The sequence below is a fragment of the Spirosoma sp. genome, from assembly GCF_026391055.1.
Lineage (GTDB): Bacteria > Bacteroidota > Bacteroidia > Cytophagales > Spirosomataceae > Spirosoma.
In genome coordinates this window covers 561,582-581,157 of record NZ_JAPLET010000015.1, presented here as the reverse complement: position 1 = coordinate 581,157, position 19,576 = coordinate 561,582, and the positions used below count along the sequence as shown (strand labels likewise).

The 19,576-nt window shown below is 49.1% G+C and carries 17 protein-coding genes; 9 read left to right on the top strand and 8 right to left on the bottom strand.

Features of this window, described 5'->3' with window-relative positions; genetic code table 11:
* Positions 1–12: 12 nt before the first annotated feature.
* Complete coding sequence (locus NT073_RS07910) at positions 13–735, bottom strand: SDR family oxidoreductase (RefSeq protein WP_366107232.1); 723 nt, start codon at positions 733–735, stop codon at positions 13–15.
* A gap of 116 nt (positions 736–851) precedes the next feature.
* Here NT073_RS07910 and NT073_RS07905 point away from each other — a divergent pair, with 116 nt between their 5' ends.
* The 3 genes from NT073_RS07905 to NT073_RS07895 all read left to right on the top strand — a co-directional run bounded on the left by NT073_RS07905 (position 852) and on the right by NT073_RS07895 (position 4,859).
* Positions 852–1,784: a tryptophan 2,3-dioxygenase family protein gene (locus NT073_RS07905; RefSeq protein WP_297371382.1), complete on the top strand. Its 933-nt coding sequence runs from the start codon at positions 852–854 to the stop codon at positions 1,782–1,784.
* Between the two features lie 147 nt (positions 1,785–1,931).
* Positions 1,932–2,300, top strand: a complete 369-nt coding sequence (locus NT073_RS07900) for a hypothetical protein (protein ID WP_297371377.1) — start codon at positions 1,932–1,934, stop codon at positions 2,298–2,300.
* A gap of 84 nt (positions 2,301–2,384) precedes the next feature.
* A complete protein-coding gene (locus NT073_RS07895) occupies positions 2,385–4,859 on the top strand; it encodes a TonB-dependent receptor (protein ID WP_297371374.1) in 2,475 nt (824 codons plus the stop codon).
* A gap of 171 nt (positions 4,860–5,030) precedes the next feature.
* Here the strand turns inward: NT073_RS07895 and NT073_RS07890 are convergent, their stop codons facing one another.
* The 4 genes from NT073_RS07890 to NT073_RS07875 form a co-directional block, all read right to left on the bottom strand.
* The gene (locus tag NT073_RS07890) at positions 5,031–6,668 is read right to left on the bottom strand and encodes a hypothetical protein (protein WP_297371368.1); all 1,638 of its coding nucleotides are present in this window, start codon (positions 6,666–6,668) and stop codon (positions 5,031–5,033) included.
* 47 nt (positions 6,669–6,715) lie between these two features.
* On the bottom strand, positions 6,716–7,417 hold the full coding sequence (locus tag NT073_RS07885; RefSeq protein WP_297371365.1) for a hypothetical protein: 702 nt from the start codon (positions 7,415–7,417) through the stop codon (positions 6,716–6,718).
* 361 nt (positions 7,418–7,778) lie between these two features.
* Positions 7,779–8,294 (bottom strand): YdeI/OmpD-associated family protein, encoded by a 516-nt coding sequence (locus tag NT073_RS07880; RefSeq protein ID WP_297371361.1) that lies wholly within the window; start codon positions 8,292–8,294, stop codon positions 7,779–7,781.
* Between the two features lie 98 nt (positions 8,295–8,392).
* Positions 8,393–9,478 carry a WYL domain-containing protein gene (locus NT073_RS07875; RefSeq protein ID WP_297371358.1) on the bottom strand — a complete coding sequence of 362 codons (1,086 nt, stop codon included), beginning with the start codon at positions 9,476–9,478 and terminating at the stop codon, positions 8,393–8,395.
* Positions 9,479–9,682: 204 nt separating this feature from the next.
* On the opposite strand from NT073_RS07875, the gene NT073_RS07870 reads away from it, so the two are divergent.
* The 5 genes from NT073_RS07870 to NT073_RS07850 all read left to right on the top strand — a co-directional run bounded on the left by NT073_RS07870 (position 9,683) and on the right by NT073_RS07850 (position 13,949).
* A complete protein-coding gene (locus NT073_RS07870; protein ID WP_297371355.1) occupies positions 9,683–10,078 on the top strand; it encodes a hypothetical protein in 396 nt (131 codons plus the stop codon).
* 77 nt (positions 10,079–10,155) lie between these two features.
* Entirely contained in the window at positions 10,156–11,496 is a 1,341-nt protein-coding gene (locus NT073_RS07865) for an ADP-ribose polymerase (RefSeq protein ID WP_297371351.1), read from the top strand.
* Between the two features lies 1 nt (position 11,497).
* The gene (locus tag NT073_RS07860) at positions 11,498–11,746 is read left to right on the top strand and encodes a hypothetical protein (RefSeq protein WP_297371348.1); all 249 of its coding nucleotides are present in this window, start codon (positions 11,498–11,500) and stop codon (positions 11,744–11,746) included.
* A gap of 216 nt (positions 11,747–11,962) precedes the next feature.
* Positions 11,963–12,415 (top strand): hypothetical protein, encoded by a 453-nt coding sequence (locus tag NT073_RS07855; RefSeq protein WP_297371345.1) that lies wholly within the window; start codon positions 11,963–11,965, stop codon positions 12,413–12,415.
* Between the two features lie 505 nt (positions 12,416–12,920).
* A complete protein-coding gene (locus tag NT073_RS07850; protein WP_297371342.1) occupies positions 12,921–13,949 on the top strand; it encodes an ATP-binding protein in 1,029 nt (342 codons plus the stop codon).
* Here the strand turns inward: NT073_RS07850 and NT073_RS07845 are convergent, their stop codons facing one another.
* Complete coding sequence (locus NT073_RS07845; protein ID WP_297371339.1) at positions 13,950–16,394, bottom strand: S8 family peptidase; 2,445 nt, start codon at positions 16,392–16,394, stop codon at positions 13,950–13,952. It lies immediately after the preceding gene.
* 135 nt (positions 16,395–16,529) lie between these two features.
* Between NT073_RS07845 and NT073_RS07840 the strand changes: the two genes are divergently transcribed.
* Entirely contained in the window at positions 16,530–17,384 is an 855-nt protein-coding gene (locus tag NT073_RS07840) for a DUF3037 domain-containing protein (protein WP_297371336.1), read from the top strand.
* 10 nt (positions 17,385–17,394) lie between these two features.
* On the opposite strand, the gene NT073_RS07835 is transcribed toward NT073_RS07840, so the two are convergent.
* Both NT073_RS07835 and NT073_RS07830 read right to left on the bottom strand, forming a co-directional pair.
* A complete protein-coding gene (locus NT073_RS07835; protein WP_297371333.1) occupies positions 17,395–17,958 on the bottom strand; it encodes a Uma2 family endonuclease in 564 nt (187 codons plus the stop codon).
* An 86-nt stretch (positions 17,959–18,044) separates the two neighbouring features.
* Positions 18,045–19,418 (bottom strand): neutral/alkaline non-lysosomal ceramidase N-terminal domain-containing protein, encoded by a 1,374-nt coding sequence (locus NT073_RS07830; RefSeq protein WP_297371331.1) that lies wholly within the window; start codon positions 19,416–19,418, stop codon positions 18,045–18,047.
* Positions 19,419–19,576 lie beyond the last annotated feature (158 nt).

The following is a 19,576-nucleotide window of genomic DNA, read 5'->3' as shown; positions in this document are numbered from 1 at the left end:
TTCTCCCTCAAATCAATACTCCTGCACCAGCGGGTGCACCATGAACTCGTCGATCACAACGTGGGCGGGACGGCTCACGATGAAGAGCATCGACTCGGCCATGTCTTCGCTTTGCAGCCAGCCTTTCGATGTTTCGTGACCGTGGCCTTTCTCGTGAAAATGCGAGTCGACAAGGCCCGAGTACACGCCCGTCACTTTGATGCCGAACGAGCGCACTTCTTTGCGAAGCGCACCCATAAAGGCTTCCTGCGCGTATTTGCTGGCGGTATACAGCGAGCCACCGGCAAAAGTACGCTTGGCGACGTCCGAGGCTACGACAACAATATGGCCTGATCCCTGTGCTTTCAACGTGGGCAAGGCGGCTTTGGTTAGTACAAACGTACCTTTTACGTTGGTAGCCATGAGGGCATCCCATTCCTCGACGGTAATTTCATCGACGTTTTTGAAAACGCCGTAGCCCGCATTATTGATCACGACGTCGATCCGACCAAACTGATCCAGCGCCGTTTTTACCACAGCTGCCATATCGGATTCGCTGGCTACGTCACCAGCAACGGCAACGACTTTACCCCGGACGTGCCCCTCGGCGGCATCTTTTTCGAGTTGCTTCAGGTCATCGGCACTACGAGCGGTAACCACCACATTCGCACCATGTTGAGCCAGCAGCAAGGCCGTTGCCCGACCAATACCGCGCGACGCCCCCGAAATAATAATGGTTTTATTTTCTATAGTCATCGTAATTCTGTTGAGCCATTTTGGCGAATACCTGCAAAGGTCGCAAAGGTTCGATCAAAGTTCGCAAAGAAGTTTTCCCGGTGCGACATTTACACCCTATTCCAAACAACACCTTCATGCACGAATCACTCACCGACAAGCTTAACCAACTGGAGCAGAAATTTGCCGCTATGGGGCAGGACATGACGTCTTACCTCGAGGGACTGCTCCAGGCCGATTACCTGACTTACTGGGATTACATTCACCTCGAAACCCTGCTGTCGCTCCAAAACCCGAAAACAGCCTATCCCGATGAGCTGATCTTCGTGACCTATCACCAGATTACGGAGCTGTACTTTAAACTGATTCTGCACGAAATTGACCAGATTTCCCATGCCGAACCGCTTACTGACGCCTTCTTTCTGGCGCGGATGCAGCGTATTAACCGGTATTTTGCCTTGCTGGAAGAGTCATTCAGCGTGATGATCATGGGCATGGAACGCGAGCAGTTTCTTAAATTCCGGATGGCGCTGTTGCCGTCGAGCGGCTTTCAGTCGGTGCAGTTTCGGCAAATTGAAATCGTATCGACCGATTTTCGAAGCCTGCTAACCGGCGCTCCATCGGAACCGGCCTATAGCCCAGGCCTATACGAATTTATTTACTGGAAGCAGGGCGTTACCGAACTCGCCACCCGAAAAAAAACGCTGACCCTCCGCCAGTTCGATCATCATTACCGGGCGCAGCTTGTCCGCTTAGCCGAAGAGTACGAAGCCAAAAATCTGTATCAACGCTACCGGTCCCTGGCTGCTGCAGGTGAAAGCAGCGCTGAACTGGCAGCGGCTCTGCGCGAGTACGACTGGCGGGTCAACGTTCGCTGGAAACTGGCGCATCTGCGGTCGGCGGTGCAGTATCTGCATAAGGAGCCGCAGGATATTCAGGCAACGGGTGGCACCAACTGGCAATCATATCTGCCGCCCCAGAAGCAACTGATCATCTTTTTCCCGGACTTATGGACCGATGCGGAACGGGCATCCTGGGGGCAAACGCTTTCAGTACCCGGCTCAAACTAAGCAGACAACGCATTTCTTACATTTTCCCCAGCGGCCACAAACTCAATTGGCCGCTTTTTTTTAGGGAAATCTAAATCCAGATGAGGCTGTTGCGTGTATATTTGATCGAAAGTTTGACACCCTGATTAACACCCCGTCAGCACAGAGATGATCGAGTGGCTCCATGCTCATCGGTTTCGCGTAGCCCGTTTGCTATTTGGTCTGTTCCTGACCATATGGCTCAACGGCGTGGTGTTTCGCCATGCGCACCGGTTGTCTGATGGTCGGCTGATTGTCCACGCTCACCCTTACTGGCCGTTCGGCAAAGGGCCGATTTTACCGAATACGCACACGGCCCAGGAGATTTTACTGCTCGACCTGGCCGCTCATCTGCCCGTTGTTGTCAGTGCTTTTTTTGCGTTTCTCTTTCTACTGCGCAGCCAGCAACAATCTGTTTTCTGGGATCGATTTCAGACATTTCGTTCTAGCCTTCGTTTCTTCTGCTTCTCCCACCGGGGCCCTCCCATCGTTTGGTAACTTCCTGATTAGCATACATCGATTTTCCTGTCGGTGATTTTTGCTGTATTCCATTGGAGTACTCAACCAAACGCAACACCCTGAATGAAATCATTTTTAGTACTGATTAGCCTTGCGCTAACCGGCAAACTGGCGTATACACAACCCGCGCCAAACCGAGTTATTCGTGGCTCGGTAACCGACGCCGACAGCCGAAAACCTGTTCCCTTCGGCACCATCAATCTGATTGGGCAAAACAAAGGCGCTATCACCGACGCTCGTGGGCAATATTCGTTGTCCATCAAAGCCGATTCAATGGTGCGCAACCTGATTATTTCCTGCGTCGGCTTCAAATCCGATACGGTACAGATCAGCCCTGGCACCGACGTATATGACGTAACGCTACTACCCATCGTTAACGCCCTGAATGAAGTGGTGGTAACGGGCGTAACGCGGGGAACGCTCATGAAACAGAACCCGGTGGCTATTCTGGCCATCTCGCGACGCGCCATTGAGAGTACAACCAGCAGCAACATCATCGACGTACTGGTGAAAAACGCGCCCGGACTAACAGCCGTGAAAACCGGCCCCAATATTTCCAAACCCTTCATTCGAGGATTGGGCTACAACCGCGTACTGACGCTCTACGATGGAGTTCGGCAGGAGGGCCAGCAATGGGGAGATGAGCACGGCGTTGAAGTTGACAATTACCACATCGACCGGGCCGAGGTCATCAAAGGCCCGGCCAGCCTGATGTACGGTTCCGACGCCCTGGCGGGTGTTGTGAGCATGATGCCGATCTATCCAAAAGACACCGAAGGCAAGCTGAAAGTAGGTGTCGTGACCGAATACCAGTCGAACAACCGGCTCCTGGGCGAATCAATCAGTCTGGCCTCCGGTGGGTCGCGCTGGGCCTGGAATATGCGCGGGTCCATACGGGCGGCTACTAACTACCAGAATAAAGTTGACGGCCGGGTGTACAACACCGGCTTTTCGGAACGAACGCTCACCACCATGCTGGGCTATTCGGGCCACCAGGGCTATTCGCGTTTCGGGGCTTCGCTCTACGACAATTTGCAGGGTATTCCCGACGGAAGCCGCGACTCGCTGAGCCGCCAGTTCACCCGTCAGGTGTTCGAATCGGACCTGGACAACATCAAGAACCGACCCATCGTGCCTGCCAGCGAGTTATCGTCCTATCGGCTTAGCCCGTTGATTCAGCATATTCAGCATTACCGGCTGCACACGAATAATCATTACCAGATCGGCAATGGCGAACTGGACGTATTGCTGGCGTTTCAGCAGAATGTTCGGCGGGAGTTCAACCATCCCACTCAACCCAACCAGCCGGGGTTGTACGTCCGCCTAAACACCCTGAACTATGGCGTACGGTACAACCTGCCGAACGTAGGGCGACTGGCAACAACAGTGGGCGTAAACGGGATGGCTCAATCCAACAAGAATAAGAACGGTACGGCCTTCCCAATTCCGGACTATAAACTCTTCGATGTCGGCACGTTCGTCTTTCTGAAATACCAGGCTGACAAACTCACCCTGAGCGGTGGCCTTCGCTACGACAACCGCCACCTGACCGGCGATGATTTTTACGTAGGCGTCGACCCAAAAACCGGCTTCGACAAACGCGCTTTTTTACCAGATACTGCCGGAGCCACCCTTCAATTTCCCAGCTTGAAACAGTCGTTCACGGGTATTTCCATGAGTATGGGGGTGACCTATGAGTTCTCGGAGAGACTGGCGCTGAAAGCAAATATTGCCCGTGGATACCGCGCGCCGAGCATTACGGAAATTGCCTCCAACGGTCTTGATCCCGGTGCGCGTATCGTATACATCGGCAACCGAAATTTCAATCCGGAATTCAGCTTACAGCAGGACATTGGCCTCACCGCTACCTTCCCCGACATCAATTTCGGCGTCAGCGTATTCAACAACTTTATCCAGAATTACATATCCCTGACGCAATTGGTCGATGCGCAGGGCGAGCCGGTGGTGATTGTTCCGGGCAACAAAACGTACCAGTACCAGCAGTCATCGGCCCAATTGTATGGTCTGGAAACGCAGGTAAGTCTGCACCCTACAACGTGGCGGGGCTTTAGCTTTGATAACAGCCTGGCAGTAGTGTATGGCTATAACCGGGGAAGCCGATATACGGATGCGGGCGTCAACGGCGAGTACCTGCCGTTTATTCCACCCCTGCGCGTGACCACTGGCATTAGCCAGACGCTCCCGCTGAAACGCAGGTGGTTGTCAGACCTTACCCTGAAAGCGGATGTTGAACACAACGCCCGGCAGGACCGTTTCCTTGGGCTGAACGATACAGAAACGGCTACGGCTGGCTTCACCCTAGTCAATGCCGGTGCTGATGCGCAGCTACATGTCAGCAAAGACAAACCCGCGTTGCACGTCATATTCCAGGTCAATAACCTGTTCGATGTGGCGTATCAGTCGAACCTTAGCCGGTTAAAGTACTTCGAGTATTTCAACCAATCGCCCAACGGACATCTGGGCATGTACGGCATGGGCCGGAATATTTGCCTAAAACTGGTGGTGCCGTTCAATTAAAATGTCTTTAGATAAACATACCAGCACAAAAAAACTCAACTCCCCCCGTTAAGGTAGTAAGTTGAGTTTTTTTATGCTGTTCAGATACGATAAAGTCCGGAGCAGCGTCGTCGTTTGGCAAAAAGCCAGCGCTTTAGATTGTCCGCAGCAGCAAGCCCGGCCTTAGGTTAATTACTGATTACAGACGCTAACGTTGTCCTTCAAAACGTACATCAGGGTTCGGTCAGAATCGGCTGGTCCGGAGTTAAAGCTTTCGGAGAAAGTCCCTTCGTAGTAAACAATTGCGTTGTAGTTCGTATTAGGTTTCAGCCCTGTCAGCGTTCCTTTCCCATCGACAAACGTTACACCTGCCTTATCGGTCGAATTGCTCCCTGCTTCCTGGTAGTATACAGTTGTGGTTGGATACACTTCAATGTTCTTTCCATTTTCACAAACGGCCTTTACCGTAAAGTGGGCGTTGATTCTATCGGTAGGCGGTGTAATAATAATGGAGCTGACAGCACTGGCTCCACCACTACAGGCATTTGTAAACTGTCCTGAACGACCAATTATAGTACCACTCAACGGGTCCAGAATAGCCACCTCATAGCGCTGACTGTTATCGAGTGTCAGCGCAAACTGATCGCCCAACAAAGAACCTGTCCGCTCAAGAACCAGTGCATGGTCCTGATTAGCACCATCGTAGACAATCAATTCAGCTATATATGAATAATTGGCCGGAAGATTAGCAATCTTAAATACTTGACTACAGCCATCGGCAGGGCGTTCGGTTGTCAGGGCATAGCCGGATAGATGCGTGATCGGGACATCGGCAACCAGTGAACTTCCTTGCTGACGAACACTTGCATTACGCTCATACGTCCAGTCGCCAGTATTTTCGTTGTAGCTATACACCTCCAGCTCATCACCGCTTTTTAGCGCCTGTTTGGTTTGCGGGTTATAAACGCCCGAAGGTATACCCATCTGCACAGTTACCGGCTGGCTAAAGGTCGATACGACCTGTCCGCTGCTGTTTCTGATCTCGATAAATACGAAACTTACCGGGGCAAATCGGCCGATAACATTACTGGCTCCCTGTGCATTTTTAACGACGGGTGCCGATAAACCGCCCGGAAAGGTTTGTAAAGCATCCTGACTTTGACCAGAGTAAGCCACTACAGAAGCTGTAATGCTTCCTTTCACTGGCTGGCCTTTATCATCTTTCATTACTGTGTTTGCCGACAGCGAAACACTCATTGGCAGGGTCGATGCTGTTGCAGCTGCTGGAACAGTTACCTCGATAAGCTTATTGGTCGTTAACGCTCCTGATGTTGAAGCGGTGGCGGTGGCAGTCTGGGCGGCTACGCCCGCTGGCGTTGCATTGAGCTTCACCAGCCGAATGGTAAACGGATTGTTCAGCGATTTAGTAAGTGTCAGGTTGATGCTGGAGGCTACATAACCATCGGCATTTACAACCACCCGTAGTTCGGCCGGAGCGGACACAGTCGGCTCTGCTCCTTTCAACCCGATAAACAAGTCCCCTTTCGGGGCCGTATAAACAGTCTGCGCTTTACCGGCAAAGGTGATTGTACGACCAGCATCCTTGCCCAGAATAGCCACTTTAATCGGAATTTGCAGCGGCTCGTTCGTTTTCGCATCCAGCACTAGCCCCTGTACCTGCGTTTTGGCGGGCTGGTAGTTCAGCTTATAGACAATCCCATCAAATGGTTTGACATTGCCAATATCTTTTATGGCCTGGCAGCCCATAACCATACCCAGGATGGCCAGAAGCAGCAAATTCCTGGAGAAAACGTGTGCAGACTGATGCATAACTTTTTTCATGGTATTCTTTTGAAGACTGATGATGTAAAATGTGTTTACAGCTTGTAGGAAAGGCCCAGATTCACAACAGGATAGTATTTTAGTGGCTCAAGATTTTTTTGAATCACCGCTCCCTGGTCGGACGAGGGTTCGAGCATGCCGGTCGTTCTGAATGTTACCTGGGGCGATTGCTGATAAAAGAACCCGATATCGACCATGAATTTCAGTCGTTTGCGTGTGTAGGGATTGCCAAAACCCAGGCCAACATAAGGCGCCACCTTATTGAAATCTGCTTTACCATCCAGCGTGCCAACCTCATCGATCGTGAAGACGGTATCGTTGAACTTTACGTCTTTCGTTGGTTTTCCAAAAAAAGTAACCGTGTTAATATTGTAATAGGCCCCGCCTGTTATCCGGAATCCCGACCGTTTAAACGGATACAGATCAACCATCAAATCGGCGTTCTTCAGCTTAACACTATAGTCGAAACCAATTTGTATGTCGTCCGTGTCTTTCCCGCTTTTCAACGTACCGTCGTAATTAAACAGATTTGCCCCAACCCGAACGGCGACTGATCGATTGATTGAATAACCCACAGCAACTCCTCCTCCCGTAGACCCTGCCGAGAACATTAAGGCAAAACCAGGTCTATAAGGTGGTAAGGGGCGAGTCGCCTGGGTAGCACCAGCGAGGGAACCATTCTGGGCTGTGGCAACAACTGGCAATGCCAGCAGTAACATGTATAAGAGGTGTTTCATAAAAAGAATTGGATTGATTAGCTAAGCGTTTAGTTATAGGGTGCTGTATAGTTGAGTACATAGCTGTCAGTTACTCATCATATCAATCATACCTATATAGCTAATAGATTTATAAAAAATGGAAGCGGGAATGAATTATGCTGAAATTGGTCTGTGAATAAGTACAAATCCCCTGTTAGTAGGTTGTTATTATAGATATAAAAATATGTGTATTTGTTTTGTTACGTATACTATTAGTTAACTTTTTTATTTATCGGTAAACAAATTTTAGTAACTAATGAGATTTTAGTCCAAGCAGATAAATGCCATATAGATTCATACAGCTGGAAACAGAGACTGCAAAATCGTCAACTTTTAAGCTTTACTTCTTGAAATACCGGATCATTTCTCCGAATCCTAAACCCATGCTCAATCCCATGACGGCCTGGGTTAAGCGTTTTGTTTTTGTTGTGATGGTTTTTGCGTCTTCGATCCAGTTGCTGAAATACACCTGATGGCCTCTGGCTAATGTCTGAAAGAACGCCTTTGCAGCCGGGTCGTCGTCCAGGCAGGCCAGCAGATCGGCGGAGAGGGGCATGGGCGAGTCGTCGACGGCCAGCGTTACGCGAACCGTTGCACCCGCTTCTTTGCGAATACCCCGGCGCATGGTGGCGTTGATGGGCATGATGAACCCGCCCTCACGGTCGCCTGATTTTCCCATGGGCAGCAGCGCAACCAGGGCAATAGCGTACTTGTCCAGACTTCCCTTGACACGGAAGGACGTTTTTTGGCCGGGCTTGAGAGTTTCCGTAACATCGAGCGGGATGTCGATGTAGGTCCATCCGGTTTTCTCGCCTTTCTCGTCAAACTTTTGAAGGATGGTAGTGAATGTGTGCATGGTCAAATATAGCACGCTGATTGTACAGATTAAACGGACTTCATCGATCTAAATCCTTAGTAATCCGCTTAATCTGTATGATCCGCGTGCCATTTATTTTATAAAGAATAGCGGCTCAGCGTGGCCTCCAGCGATGCCTTGATTTCCTGCACCAGACTGGCGGGCTCCAGCACCGTTAAGTGTTCACCGTAGCTACGCAGGTGCATGAGCAGATCTCGGTTGGGAGCCAAACGCAACCGCACAACACATTCGGTTTCGGTATCGCTCAGGACTTCCTGCGTCTGGTGAATCGGTTTGGCTTTCACGTATTGACCGAACAAAGGCGAAAACGACAGCACAATGTTCTCGACCGGGCCGTGGCTGTCGGTGATGCCGTAGATGTGTTCGAACAGGTCGCTCACGTTGGCGAGAATGGCTGGGGGCACATCGCAGGGATCGTCCAGCAGCTCGAGTTCGCTCATGCGGTCGAGGGCGAAGGTTTTCTCGCCACCGCTCACGGCATCATACCCAATCACATACCAGCTGTCGGCCACTTCGCGCAGCAGGATCGGGTGAAGGATACGTAACTTAGGGCGTTCGGCCGGAATAACCGATGCGCTGGTGGCTTTGCTTTTGCGGGGTGTCTTTTTATTCGTGGCCTGCACCACATCCTCGTATTTCAGATAACGAAACGCTACCTGTCGGCTCTGGTTCACAGCCCGAATCAGGATCGGTACAAACTGACGGTTTCCGCCCAGAATCTTCTCTTCGACATACACAATCCGACGCGATGCCGCCGGGCCACCCCGGTCGTCGCTTCGTACCTCGTGGATAATGTCCAGACTCTGCCGCACTTTTTGTAGGGCATTGGTCAATTCATCGGCAACGGTGGCCCCCTGCGTAGCCGCCAATACTTCGCGGGCGTAGTCGAGCGCTTCCATGTCCTCGGGGGCCAGCATCAGATTCAGCAGCCGAAACTGCGGATTGCTGTAATAATAGCCGTTCGCGCGTTTGTCGTATTCGATGGGTGCATCGTGGTCTTCGCGCATCCGCTGAATGTCTTTTTCGAGCGACGAAATGGACCGGATGCCGCACTTATCCTGGCACAGTTCAAACAGCCGTTGTTTGGAATACCGGCGGGGGTATCGGCTGATGATCTCATCAATGAGCCGGTAGCGCTGAAAAGCGGAGCGGGTTATAGGCATGGGAATATTTTTTCAACACAGTGAAGACGGAGGCTCACACAAGTACACGCAGAAAATACCTTTGTACCCTCTGTGCGAATCTCCGTGTGCCCCATGTTTAGATGAGCAAAGTAGAGGAAAATATTTTTCAAATAAAAAGAAGACCGTAAATAGATTACGTTTTGATGGATATAGTTTTGAACCGGACAATACATAGACTATATCATGACTCATACACAGCGTCCCGACTCAAACACCCCGGCTTACACGCCCCGCCCGTCGCTCTCGACCCGGCAATTAGTTGACCTCGAACTGGGTCTGTTTCTGCTTCAGCAGGTACAGCCCTCCGCTTCGCCAACGGAGCTACCGGCCCTGCTCCGGCATGATGACACCCGCTGGCCCAGCCTGTCGCCCAAGCAAAAGAAATACCTCAACCGGGGACGACTTTTATTGTCTCACTTCGCCAATAGTCTACACTGGGAAGCCCTTTTAGATGCCTATGCCGCTGCGCCGACCCATCGTCTGGCCTTCGACCTCAGCCGCGATTACAGTCATTTCTCCGAAAAGACCGTGGGTTTCTCGCGGAATCGGCTCGGCGTTTTACGCAAAATGCTGGCTTAAACTCAACCCTAACCCTTCATTCAGGGTCTGATCCGGTACCGTCTGGGTCTGTTAACCCTCCCTGACTACTTTTCACGATGACCATGCTAAATCAGTTGTTACAACGGGTGTGGGGGCAGTCTGCACCAGCCGCTCTCCTGCAAACCTCCCGCCCTATGCCCTCTACGGCCGAACCCGTTTTGGCTTCGCAGCCAATCCGGCACCTGCGTACCATAAAACTCATGATGGTAACGGCCGAGAACAACAACAAATACTATGAAATGCGGGAGAAGGAAAATGGCACCTTCGAAGCCCACTATGGCCGCGTAGGTGGTTTCCGAAGTAAATCGGTTCATCCAATGGCGCAGTGGGAACGGAAAGTCCGCGAGAAAAAATCGAAGGGCTACACCGACCAAACCCACCTCTTTGCCACCACCCGGCTCGAAACGGATGCCAGCACCATTGCCAATCCGGAGGTCCGGAGTCTGATGGCACGGCTTCTGGATTTAGCGAAACAGTCTATTTTCCAGAACTATGTCGTTACGGCTCAGGAGGTAACCCGCAAACAGGTTGAAAACGCCCAGCAACTGCTCGACGAACTGGCCGACCTACTGGCGGTCAATATGGATACGGCGGCCTACAACGTCAAATTGCTTGAGCTATTCAGGGTTATACCCCGTCGGATGAGTAAAGTAGGGGAGCATCTGGCCGGGGCATCGCCCCAGTCGGCCGAAGAGCTACAACCCCTCCGCGACCACCTCGCCGAAGAGCAGTCTACCCTCGATGTAATGCGCGGTCAGGTTGAGCTGGCCCCCGAAGAAACCTCCGCTGACCAGCCCCAGCCAACACTGCTGGACAGTCTGAACCTGGCCATCGAGCCGGTAACCGATGCGCATGTCATCAAGCTGATCAAGCGTATGATGGGCACCGACGTTTTCAAGTTTGAAGCCGCCTTCAGCGTCCGCCACGCGGCTACCGATGCCGCTTTCGACGCCTATGTGCGTCAACAGACGAATCGGAAAACCATGGCACTCTGGCACGGAAGCCGCAGCGAGAACTGGCTGTCTATTCTGAAAACGGGGCTGTTGCTGCGTCCGGCCAATGCCGTCATTACGGGCAAGATGTTTGGCTACGGCATCTACTTCGCCGACCAGTTCAGCAAATCGATCAACTACACCTCGCTGAACGGCTCGGTATGGGCCAACGGTCGGCAGTCAGAAGGGTATCTGGCTATTTATGAAGTACATGTCGGTGAGCAGCTGGAGCTGACGAAACACGAACCCAGCCACATGCAACTGGATGGCAACGCCCTGAAGCAACTCGGCCCGCAGTATGATTCCGTATTTGCCAAACAGGGGGTCAGCCTGCAGAAGAACGAATTCATTGTGTACAACCCGGCGCAGTGTACGGTTCGGTACATTGTCAAAATCAAGGGGTAAGATGGAATTACAACGCAAAAAACTAGACCCGCTGGTCGTGCGGTTCACCGCCACCTCGCTTATTCTGGCCGAAGGCAGTACGACTACTCTGGCCGTGAAGAATGCCCTGCGCCGACGTGGCTACGAAGCCCGCCAGGCCGACGTATCACAATGGCTGTTCGTCATCAGTTTGTGGGAGAACTGGACCATCGACGACAATGGCACGTATCGGATATTTCGTTTTCCCAGAGCCGCCTTTTCGATGCAGTGATGCGACTCGCTATCGTCCTTTTTCTGGCAGATGCAGGCAGGCGAACTATTCGGACCTGCCTGCATCTGTTTTTGTTTTTTGTGAAAGTAGGAGCGAAAGTGAAGCCCGGAAATAATTTGAAATATTTTTGAGAAAAAGAGAACAACGTAAAAAGGTTACGTTCTTGTAGTAGTAAATTTGATTCAACAACAGGAACAGTAAACAACTACTACGACAATGAACACTCTTCTCTCCGCCCCCCGTGTTACCCGCCCGGCCCTTGCCAGTCTTCTTCACTGGCAGGAGCCGCTGGCAACCCGGCTGCGCTTTCGGCATGCGCTACCCGGCATGGTAGCCAACCGACTGCTCAATGTGGAGCTGGGACTTTATTTACTGGCCGAGCTGGTGCCGCTGGCTCCACCCCAGGTCCTCCCCGACCTGCTGACGGGTCACGGCGCTGTTTACCGGAACCGGCCTATCTGGTCGCCCCGGCAGCACCGGGCGTTGAGCCAGGCGCGTATCCTGCTGGCCCCCTACATGGACCGCACCGCCTGGTACAACGCGCTGGCCAAATACGCCACCCTGCCCTCCGAGTTAAAAGCCTACAATTCGCAAGGCACCCTCCGCACCGACGTAAGCGGCTATTTGCTGCGGGAGCGGCTGGGCATGTTTGCCAAGGCGGTGGCATAGAGAGAAGAGAACTGTGTAAAAAAGGAGTTAGCGGGCGTTAAGGCGTCCGCTTTTTTTGTGGGTTGTAGCTGAACATACCTTACCTATGCTATTCTGGACGATAAAGCCCTTCCAGTCAACGCAACCAGCTATAATGTCAAAACGCTATCTTAGCGAATCGAACGGATATCAAGATGAAAATTGTGACTAAACCCAGCAAAGCTTCTTCAGATAAAACACCCAAATCAAATTTAAAAGCGGCTTTGGGTAAGTATAGGAGCATTATTATAGAGAAGAATGGTTGTTGGCATGAAGACTTGAGGAAGACTATTTCTGATTGATGAAGTATTAGCTGGATGTCTAGATCTTAATCGAATATTTTAAGCTAGTTGCTAACATTTGAATTATAGTGTATCGATTTAACTAGACACTTAAACACTTTGCCTAATAAATAAGTATCCGTGTTGGGTACATGCTAGTATAATACACACGATAATCTTTGTTATTTTGCGTAATTTACAGGATAATGCAACAGATAGATTACATTAAGGAAATAGCAAAGTATGGCTTGGAGAACGACCAAGAGAAGCTTCTATTTACCCTTAATGAACTGATTGAGCACTCGAAGCAAACAAAGAAAGTCAATTTTGCCCTCCAGCTTCAATCGATTTTAAAGGATGCTATTCGCTTGCAACAGACGAATGGAATTGTCAAGCTAGGGTCTCCCAAACATATATTAAGAGAAGAAGACCGCGAGGTGAGCGATTTTATACTCGAAAAGCTCACGTCTGATTATCGGTTCTCTAATCTAGTCTGTTCAGAAACCGTCCAGTCAGAGTTAGCTTATTTTATCGAGGAACATCGTTCAATCGATCTGCTCCGTCAATATGCTTTACCTGTATCAAACAAGGTATTATTCTACGGCCCATCTGGATGCGGCAAGACATTAGCAGCCTATGTACTGGCGGGAGAGTTAGAGAAAATGATGATTGTCATCAACTTGGGAGCCATTGTGTCCTCGAAGTTGGGAGAGACGAGTAAAAACCTAGCTAAAATATTCCGGCGGGCAGCTACTGAGGATTGCATCGTATTCATGGACGAGTTCGATACCCTCGGTAAGGTAAGAGATTATAGTCAGGACCACGGAGAGATGAAGCGAGTTGTTAATACAATCCTACAACTCTTTGATTACCTACCTCAGAGTAGTATCGTTATTGCCGCTACGAATCAGAAAGATATGATAGATGACGCACTGTTGCGTCGCTTTGATTTATCCTTAAAATTGGAATTACCTGACGAAGAGCACATTAATGAACTCATTGGCAAAACACTTGCTACCTCAACTTTTACTTTCGACAATCAAACCAAAGCACAGAAAGTAATTAAAGAGTCATTAGGACTATCTTATTACACCATTCAGAAAACGCTATTGACTGCTATAAAACGAAGCTTGTTCTCGAAACATGATAAACATCATAAAGCCCAGAAAATACAAACATCTGTATGGGCTGATCTTATAAACCAAGAGCGTAGGACTTTATTAGGAGCATCTTAATTATTCAGCATCAGCTTCCGCTTCCAAATCTGCATCCAAATCAATCAAGGTGCTCAAATTATTGACTAATCGAAGTCCTTCATAAAGCGAGTCAATATATTCCCCTCTAGCTGGTCGCTCATGTACCCGAATAACTATTGTGAACTTGTTTTCCTGAGCATATTCTGCTTTCTGAGCTTCAGTTAATAGTTTACTAAATTGAGATGACAAAGCTATAACAAATGTGTTTTGCTCATCAATCAGTTCCTTTTTACCAACTACAAAGGTAGTTTTTTGTGTATTACAAAGTAGTTTACCACGATAATAAGGGTCTTGCGACCAACCAGACCTTAGCCGATGGCCTTTACTAACACGTTCTTTGCTTTCTGTATCGTATTGGTCATCTAGCTTCCCTGAAGATATCTGTTCCAACTCAGCATTTCTAAAAACGCCAAATCCAATATGTATAGGACAATATGTGCTCTGACTATGCTGAATGGGTTTAAACTTAAAGCATAGGCTTACCTGAAATTCAAGTAAGCCTGTAGCTTTCTTTGAAACTAATAAGTAGTCGGGTAATTTCAAGGAGTATGTTTGAATCTGGCCCGGCAGAATGCCATCTTCTAGAATAATTGTTGCTGTATGATCAGTGGATTTGAGGCAAATTGATTCAGATGGAATACCTTTTCCTAGAACGTTATTTAGAACCTGTTTTGAAACAGGAGCAAAAGTATCATCTAGCTTTGGTAAAGTTGCTGAGTTGATAATTATAGCCTTAACTGTCTGCATGGACAGATTCGGGTACTCCCCCAAAATTCGTGCGGCCAAATTAGCCACGAAAGGAGCGGCATAGCTAGTCCCAGTTTCCCGGACAAAGTATTGCCCAACTTTTGGCGTGAGAACACTGATACCTGTTCTACTTTTATCGCCAGTGATCTCGTGATCACCACCATAATATAGTATGTCAGGTTTAACTAGCTGTTTGTTAGCTTGATTTTGGGTCAGCATAGCGGAGTCCAAATTGATATGAAATTTGGATGAGTAGATAGCAGGAGCCGCTTTATCATTAGCAATTCCCGCAACAAATAGGTTAGCCTCCAGATTGTCGGCTATAGCACCTATTGTTAGATTATTCATACTCTCAGCTGGACTATGAATATTATTATCCGCGTCTGAGAAATGCTTTGGATAAGGCAGCATTTTTCCTGATGCATCGATCATATCCCGACGCATATTTCCGGAAGCTATGCAAATTAAAATGTCTAATTCATAAGTAAGCAAATCTAACTCATATGCTAAAGCTGAAACGGATTCATTATCATCTTTGATATTTTCGGATATCGTCAATACAAAAATCCGTACTCCTAACTGCTGATTTGCCCTACGAACTGCTTGACAAATTGCGTTATCCGAAACACGAGGATTACGAGGGCTTAAAGCTTTTATTGATAGTAATCGAGCATCTGCTTGTATTTGTCCACTGATGCGCGAATGTAACTTATGACCAAAAGCTGCTATACCTGCAACGCCGGTTCCGTGCCCCCACGTACTGTCCCAATTATCGACTCGGGCGTTTGTTCGAGTCAGATCGTATGGATCATTTTCTCTTGGATTCACAATCAATTCAGCCAAAGGCGTTTGATCACTAATACCTGTATCAATGATCCCAATTATGGGAATTTCACTGTCTGGCAAAACTGGTTGGAACCCAAAACTTCGTGATGCGATCCCGTAACGATCTGGTGAAATTACCCCAAACGCATTAGGACGCACAGACGTTACAACATCAAAATTATTGACTATTTCTATTAGTTCGGCAGATGTAACATCCCATAATTGAATGGTACTATTGCTAGTTATAAACTCATAAAGAATCTCATTTGACTCTAGGTAATTAGACAATACGCCATTAATTACCTCACGATTTGAAGCAATATCTGACTGATTATCAACCAAATTCAGTATAACAGCAGAAGGTACGCTAATTGTGGGCAGAATATCAGTTGAAGTTAATAGCTCAAATTCCTTTATAAATAGCAAATCGCTGTTGTATGGCCGTTGATCTTTCTCATGCTGCTCTGCATTGATAAAGTTCAAAATTTCATTGTGGAAATTTTGAAAGCGCTCTTCGTAGGCAATCGCAAATAATATTCGTTGATTGAATTCATCAGATAAAACTGGAACTAACCCAAAATTTGTTCGGTAACGTGATTCAAATTTGGCATTGTCGAACACGCTAAAGAAGCGAATCCGAATATAGTCTATATGGGAGGGGACGGGTAATGTACGGCTTTCTACCCGACGAGCACGATCAAGATTGAACTTCGCCAAAGACGCACTAAAGTCCTGCTGCATTGGTGCATAGTTTGGAGCAGTATTGTCTTTAGGCTTTTCGCCGGGAGCACGATTGGGTTGGATAAATTTACCAACTTGGGGAGGATTAGTATAAATTAAGTGTGGATACATTACCTTGATTAACGTCTGAACTCATGGCAATTAACAAAAAATAATCCTTTATTTATATTTGGCAACTTGACAATTATTGTCACAGTCTAAAGCATGCTCCGGGGAATTCTGCAAATGCTTAACAACACTAATCGCGTGAACTCAGTCTTTTACTATAGCGTCCTGCAATATCGGTACGCCCAGTCGCTGGGTGAGGTACTGAATATTGGCGTGTTTCTACTGTTCACTGAGCAACGCACCGCCGTTTTTCTCCACCCCGAGCGGTTAGGACGTATTCGAAAGCTGTATCCTAAATTCTCTGAAAAGGTCATCCGGTCCTATTTCAAGGGTATCGTCGCCCGTACCAATCAACTAACCAAACAGCCGGAGGTCTTTGCTGATTACGAAGCGCATCCACGTCAATTGATTGACAACGAAATTCTGATTCGGGATAGCAGTGCGCTACAGTTTAGTGAGGTGAAGACATCGGTTCTCTACACAGATGATTTGTCGGCGATAAGCGATCAATTCTATAAGCTGTATCTTTCCTTTTATGACGAAGACCAGTATCAGTCACGTCATGACGAAACCTACTTACTAAAAGAATACAAACAACTACTTCGCCAGCGGCTGGACGGTCTGTTGTCTCGCGAGGCTTTTGAACAGCCAATTACCGTTAAGCCGGAAGGAACAAGCTTTGCGTATCAGTTCCCCTTTGCCTGGCAAAATGGTAGTTATAATCTGGTGAAGCCCGTTAGTTTCGACCTGAAGTTAGAGCAGTCGATCAACGAAAAAGCAACGCTTAACGTAGGGCAATTTACAGTCCTTAATGATTATGCAGAGCAACGCAATGCCCGCTTCGATGTGCTGGTCGCCCGTCCGAAAGACCGAAAACTGTACAAGCCTTACGACCAGGCTATTCATTTACTGGCCAATCAGCCCCGCGTGAACATCGTTGAGGAAGAGAAGCTGGACGACTATTCTCAGAAAACGGCTGAAGCCTTGCGGTAGATATTTAACCTCACGCAAACATATCCGCCACTACAAACTGCAACTCGGGCACGACGGGAGCCGCCGAAATGATATCTTGCCCTTTGTAGGTCTTTGACTCGTCGGGGGAGGTGTAAGCGAAGATCTTTTGTCGTTTGGGCGCAATGTACCAGACCAACTGCGCTCCACCGTCGAAATAGTCCTGTAGCTTATCCAGAACATCATCGTACGATTCCGAGTCAGATAATAGCTCGATTGCGAAACGTGTATTAACCCGTTCTCCCCGGCGAATAGCTTCTTTTTGTTCCGTATCGATATATGTGAGATCAGGTATTCGCTTCCGGTTTTGGTCTACATAGGAGTCCATTTCAGGCAGCAGTTCATTGCCTTGGCGGAATGATTCTGTTTGAACAAATAAGCGAATGAGAAAGCTGGCAATAAATAGTTCGTCTTGTTTCATGGCGGGTTTAGGAATGATACGCCCATGCACAAACTCATAACTTCCTTCGTGCGGGTAGTGACGTTCCCACTGCTCAAACTCACCTACAGTTTGCAGATTTGTTGGTAAGGCTGGTATTGCTGGCGTTGCGATCATAACGGGTCATTCGCTTAGTTAGTCAAATTTACAAAATAGGCGGCACTAAGTCCACATCGTATATCTCTCGCTACCCACTACCCTCATCACGGCTTTAACTGAAGGCTGGCATACATCATGTCGAGCAGGCCGTTGACGATCGCATTTTCGGCAAAACCCGGTTTGAGCCTCGACGAAACGACTTCGAAGGTGTAGGTGCCAAACGCAGCATCGTGGGGAATGTAGCCCGAGCGGGCATAGCCGTTGGTCAGGGTAGTCATCAGGGTGTTGGCAAAGGGCGATTCTTTTTTTAGCCGGGTCGAAATGGGGTTGAACACTTCGCCGTTGACAGCCGTCAGGGCAATATCGCCCAAGCGGATTAACCCAAGCCGAAGGGGAATCGAGTCGGCATCGGCATAGGTACCGGCGTAACCCGCCCGACCCTCGTCCAGCCGCTTGCGTCCGGGGCAGGTGATGATGCGTTGATCGGCCTGAATAATCGGGTTGCTTACCTTCCGTTTGGTGCCCCGCATCACGTGCAGCACCTCTTCGCCCAGCAGTTGTCCCATCGACAGCAGCATCTGCTTTTGCTGCTCCATTAACTTGATCACTTTCGGGTCTTTCCGATCCAGCCCTTCGCCACCGGGAGGCATTTTATTGCTGATGTCGATTCCCCGTTTGGCATACTCCTTAACGCGAATCTCGCGCAAATCGTAGGTTTGCTGATAGTAAATGGGGTTCTGATCCCCACAAGCACCGGTCGACCAGAGGACCACGGCTTCATTGTCGAAGTTGTTTTCCAGATACCGGGAAGTGGCTCCGGGCACATCCCCGCTGATCTGATCGAACATACCGGAAATAACCCCGTGCATGGCATAGTTGTAATAGACGGCAATGGGTTTGCCGTCCAGCGATTCAAACGTGACTACGGCTACCGTTTTGTCGGATGGCCCATCGTAGTTCGGGCCTTCCCACCACCGGCGGGTTTCGGGGTCAATGATATTGCGGTTCACGTTGATGTACGACACCCCTTCGCCGTAGCCAACTCGGGCGGGCTGTAACTTATCTTTCGCCAGTTTGACGGCACTCGCAATTTTAGACTCAAAGGCGTCACCACTAATCCCGAACGGCACACTATGCGTATGGGTGGCGGTCAGCAGGATGTTTCGGGTAGGGATGCCCGCTGTGGCCGTGATTTTAGCGAGAATACGATCCGCCATTTCGTCGTTGATGCCCCCAATATCGACCGAAACGAGCGCTACGGTCGTCGTGCCATTGTTGACGACAACCGCCCTAGAGTATATGTTGTCGTTGATACCGAAATACGGCTTTTTGAGTTCGTTCGTGGCAGGGGTTATGTCCATTTTGGCCGCCCCTACCGAAAGCGACGCTGGTGGAGTCGATTGGGCCACAACCACGTTCACAGCGTTGGTTAGCGCCATAAGCAACAGGCTTATCGTAACTAGTAGCCGTTTTTTCATGTGCTTAATCAGGAAGGTTAGAAACAGGGTTGCAAATAGTAGCGTAACGTAAAGATACACCTGATAGGCAAAGCTTACTACGAGCTGGTTGCTACCCATCGCTTTACCCACTCCTTCCTAGCCGTTTCGGTTGAGTATGTGCTGATAAACGTCAGTAT

Coding starts and splice junctions, on each gene's coding strand:
- NT073_RS07875 (WP_297371358.1), bottom strand. CDS start 9,478: ATGCCTATAACCCGCTCCGCTTTTCAGCGCTACCGGCTCATTGATGAG.
- NT073_RS07910 (WP_366107232.1), bottom strand. CDS start 735: ATGACTATAGAAAATAAAACCATTATTATTTCGGGGGCGTCGCGCGGT.
- NT073_RS07835 (WP_297371333.1), bottom strand. CDS start 17,958: ATGATCGCAACGCCAGCAATACCAGCCTTACCAACAAATCTGCAAACT.
- NT073_RS07870 (WP_297371355.1), top strand. CDS start 9,683: ATGACTCATACACAGCGTCCCGACTCAAACACCCCGGCTTACACGCCC.
- NT073_RS07880 (WP_297371361.1), bottom strand. CDS start 8,294: ATGCACACATTCACTACCATCCTTCAAAAGTTTGACGAGAAAGGCGAG.
- NT073_RS07860 (WP_297371348.1), top strand. CDS start 11,498: ATGGAATTACAACGCAAAAAACTAGACCCGCTGGTCGTGCGGTTCACC.
- NT073_RS07850 (WP_297371342.1), top strand. CDS start 12,921: ATGCAACAGATAGATTACATTAAGGAAATAGCAAAGTATGGCTTGGAG.
- NT073_RS07895 (WP_297371374.1), top strand. CDS start 2,385: ATGAAATCATTTTTAGTACTGATTAGCCTTGCGCTAACCGGCAAACTG.
- NT073_RS07900 (WP_297371377.1), top strand. CDS start 1,932: ATGATCGAGTGGCTCCATGCTCATCGGTTTCGCGTAGCCCGTTTGCTA.
- NT073_RS07905 (WP_297371382.1), top strand. CDS start 852: ATGCACGAATCACTCACCGACAAGCTTAACCAACTGGAGCAGAAATTT.
- NT073_RS07885 (WP_297371365.1), bottom strand. CDS start 7,417: ATGAAACACCTCTTATACATGTTACTGCTGGCATTGCCAGTTGTTGCC.
- NT073_RS07830 (WP_297371331.1), bottom strand. CDS start 19,418: ATGAAAAAACGGCTACTAGTTACGATAAGCCTGTTGCTTATGGCGCTA.
- NT073_RS07845 (WP_297371339.1), bottom strand. CDS start 16,394: ATGTATCCACACTTAATTTATACTAATCCTCCCCAAGTTGGTAAATTT.
- NT073_RS07890 (WP_297371368.1), bottom strand. CDS start 6,668: ATGCATCAGTCTGCACACGTTTTCTCCAGGAATTTGCTGCTTCTGGCC.
- NT073_RS07865 (WP_297371351.1), top strand. CDS start 10,156: ATGACCATGCTAAATCAGTTGTTACAACGGGTGTGGGGGCAGTCTGCA.
- NT073_RS07855 (WP_297371345.1), top strand. CDS start 11,963: ATGAACACTCTTCTCTCCGCCCCCCGTGTTACCCGCCCGGCCCTTGCC.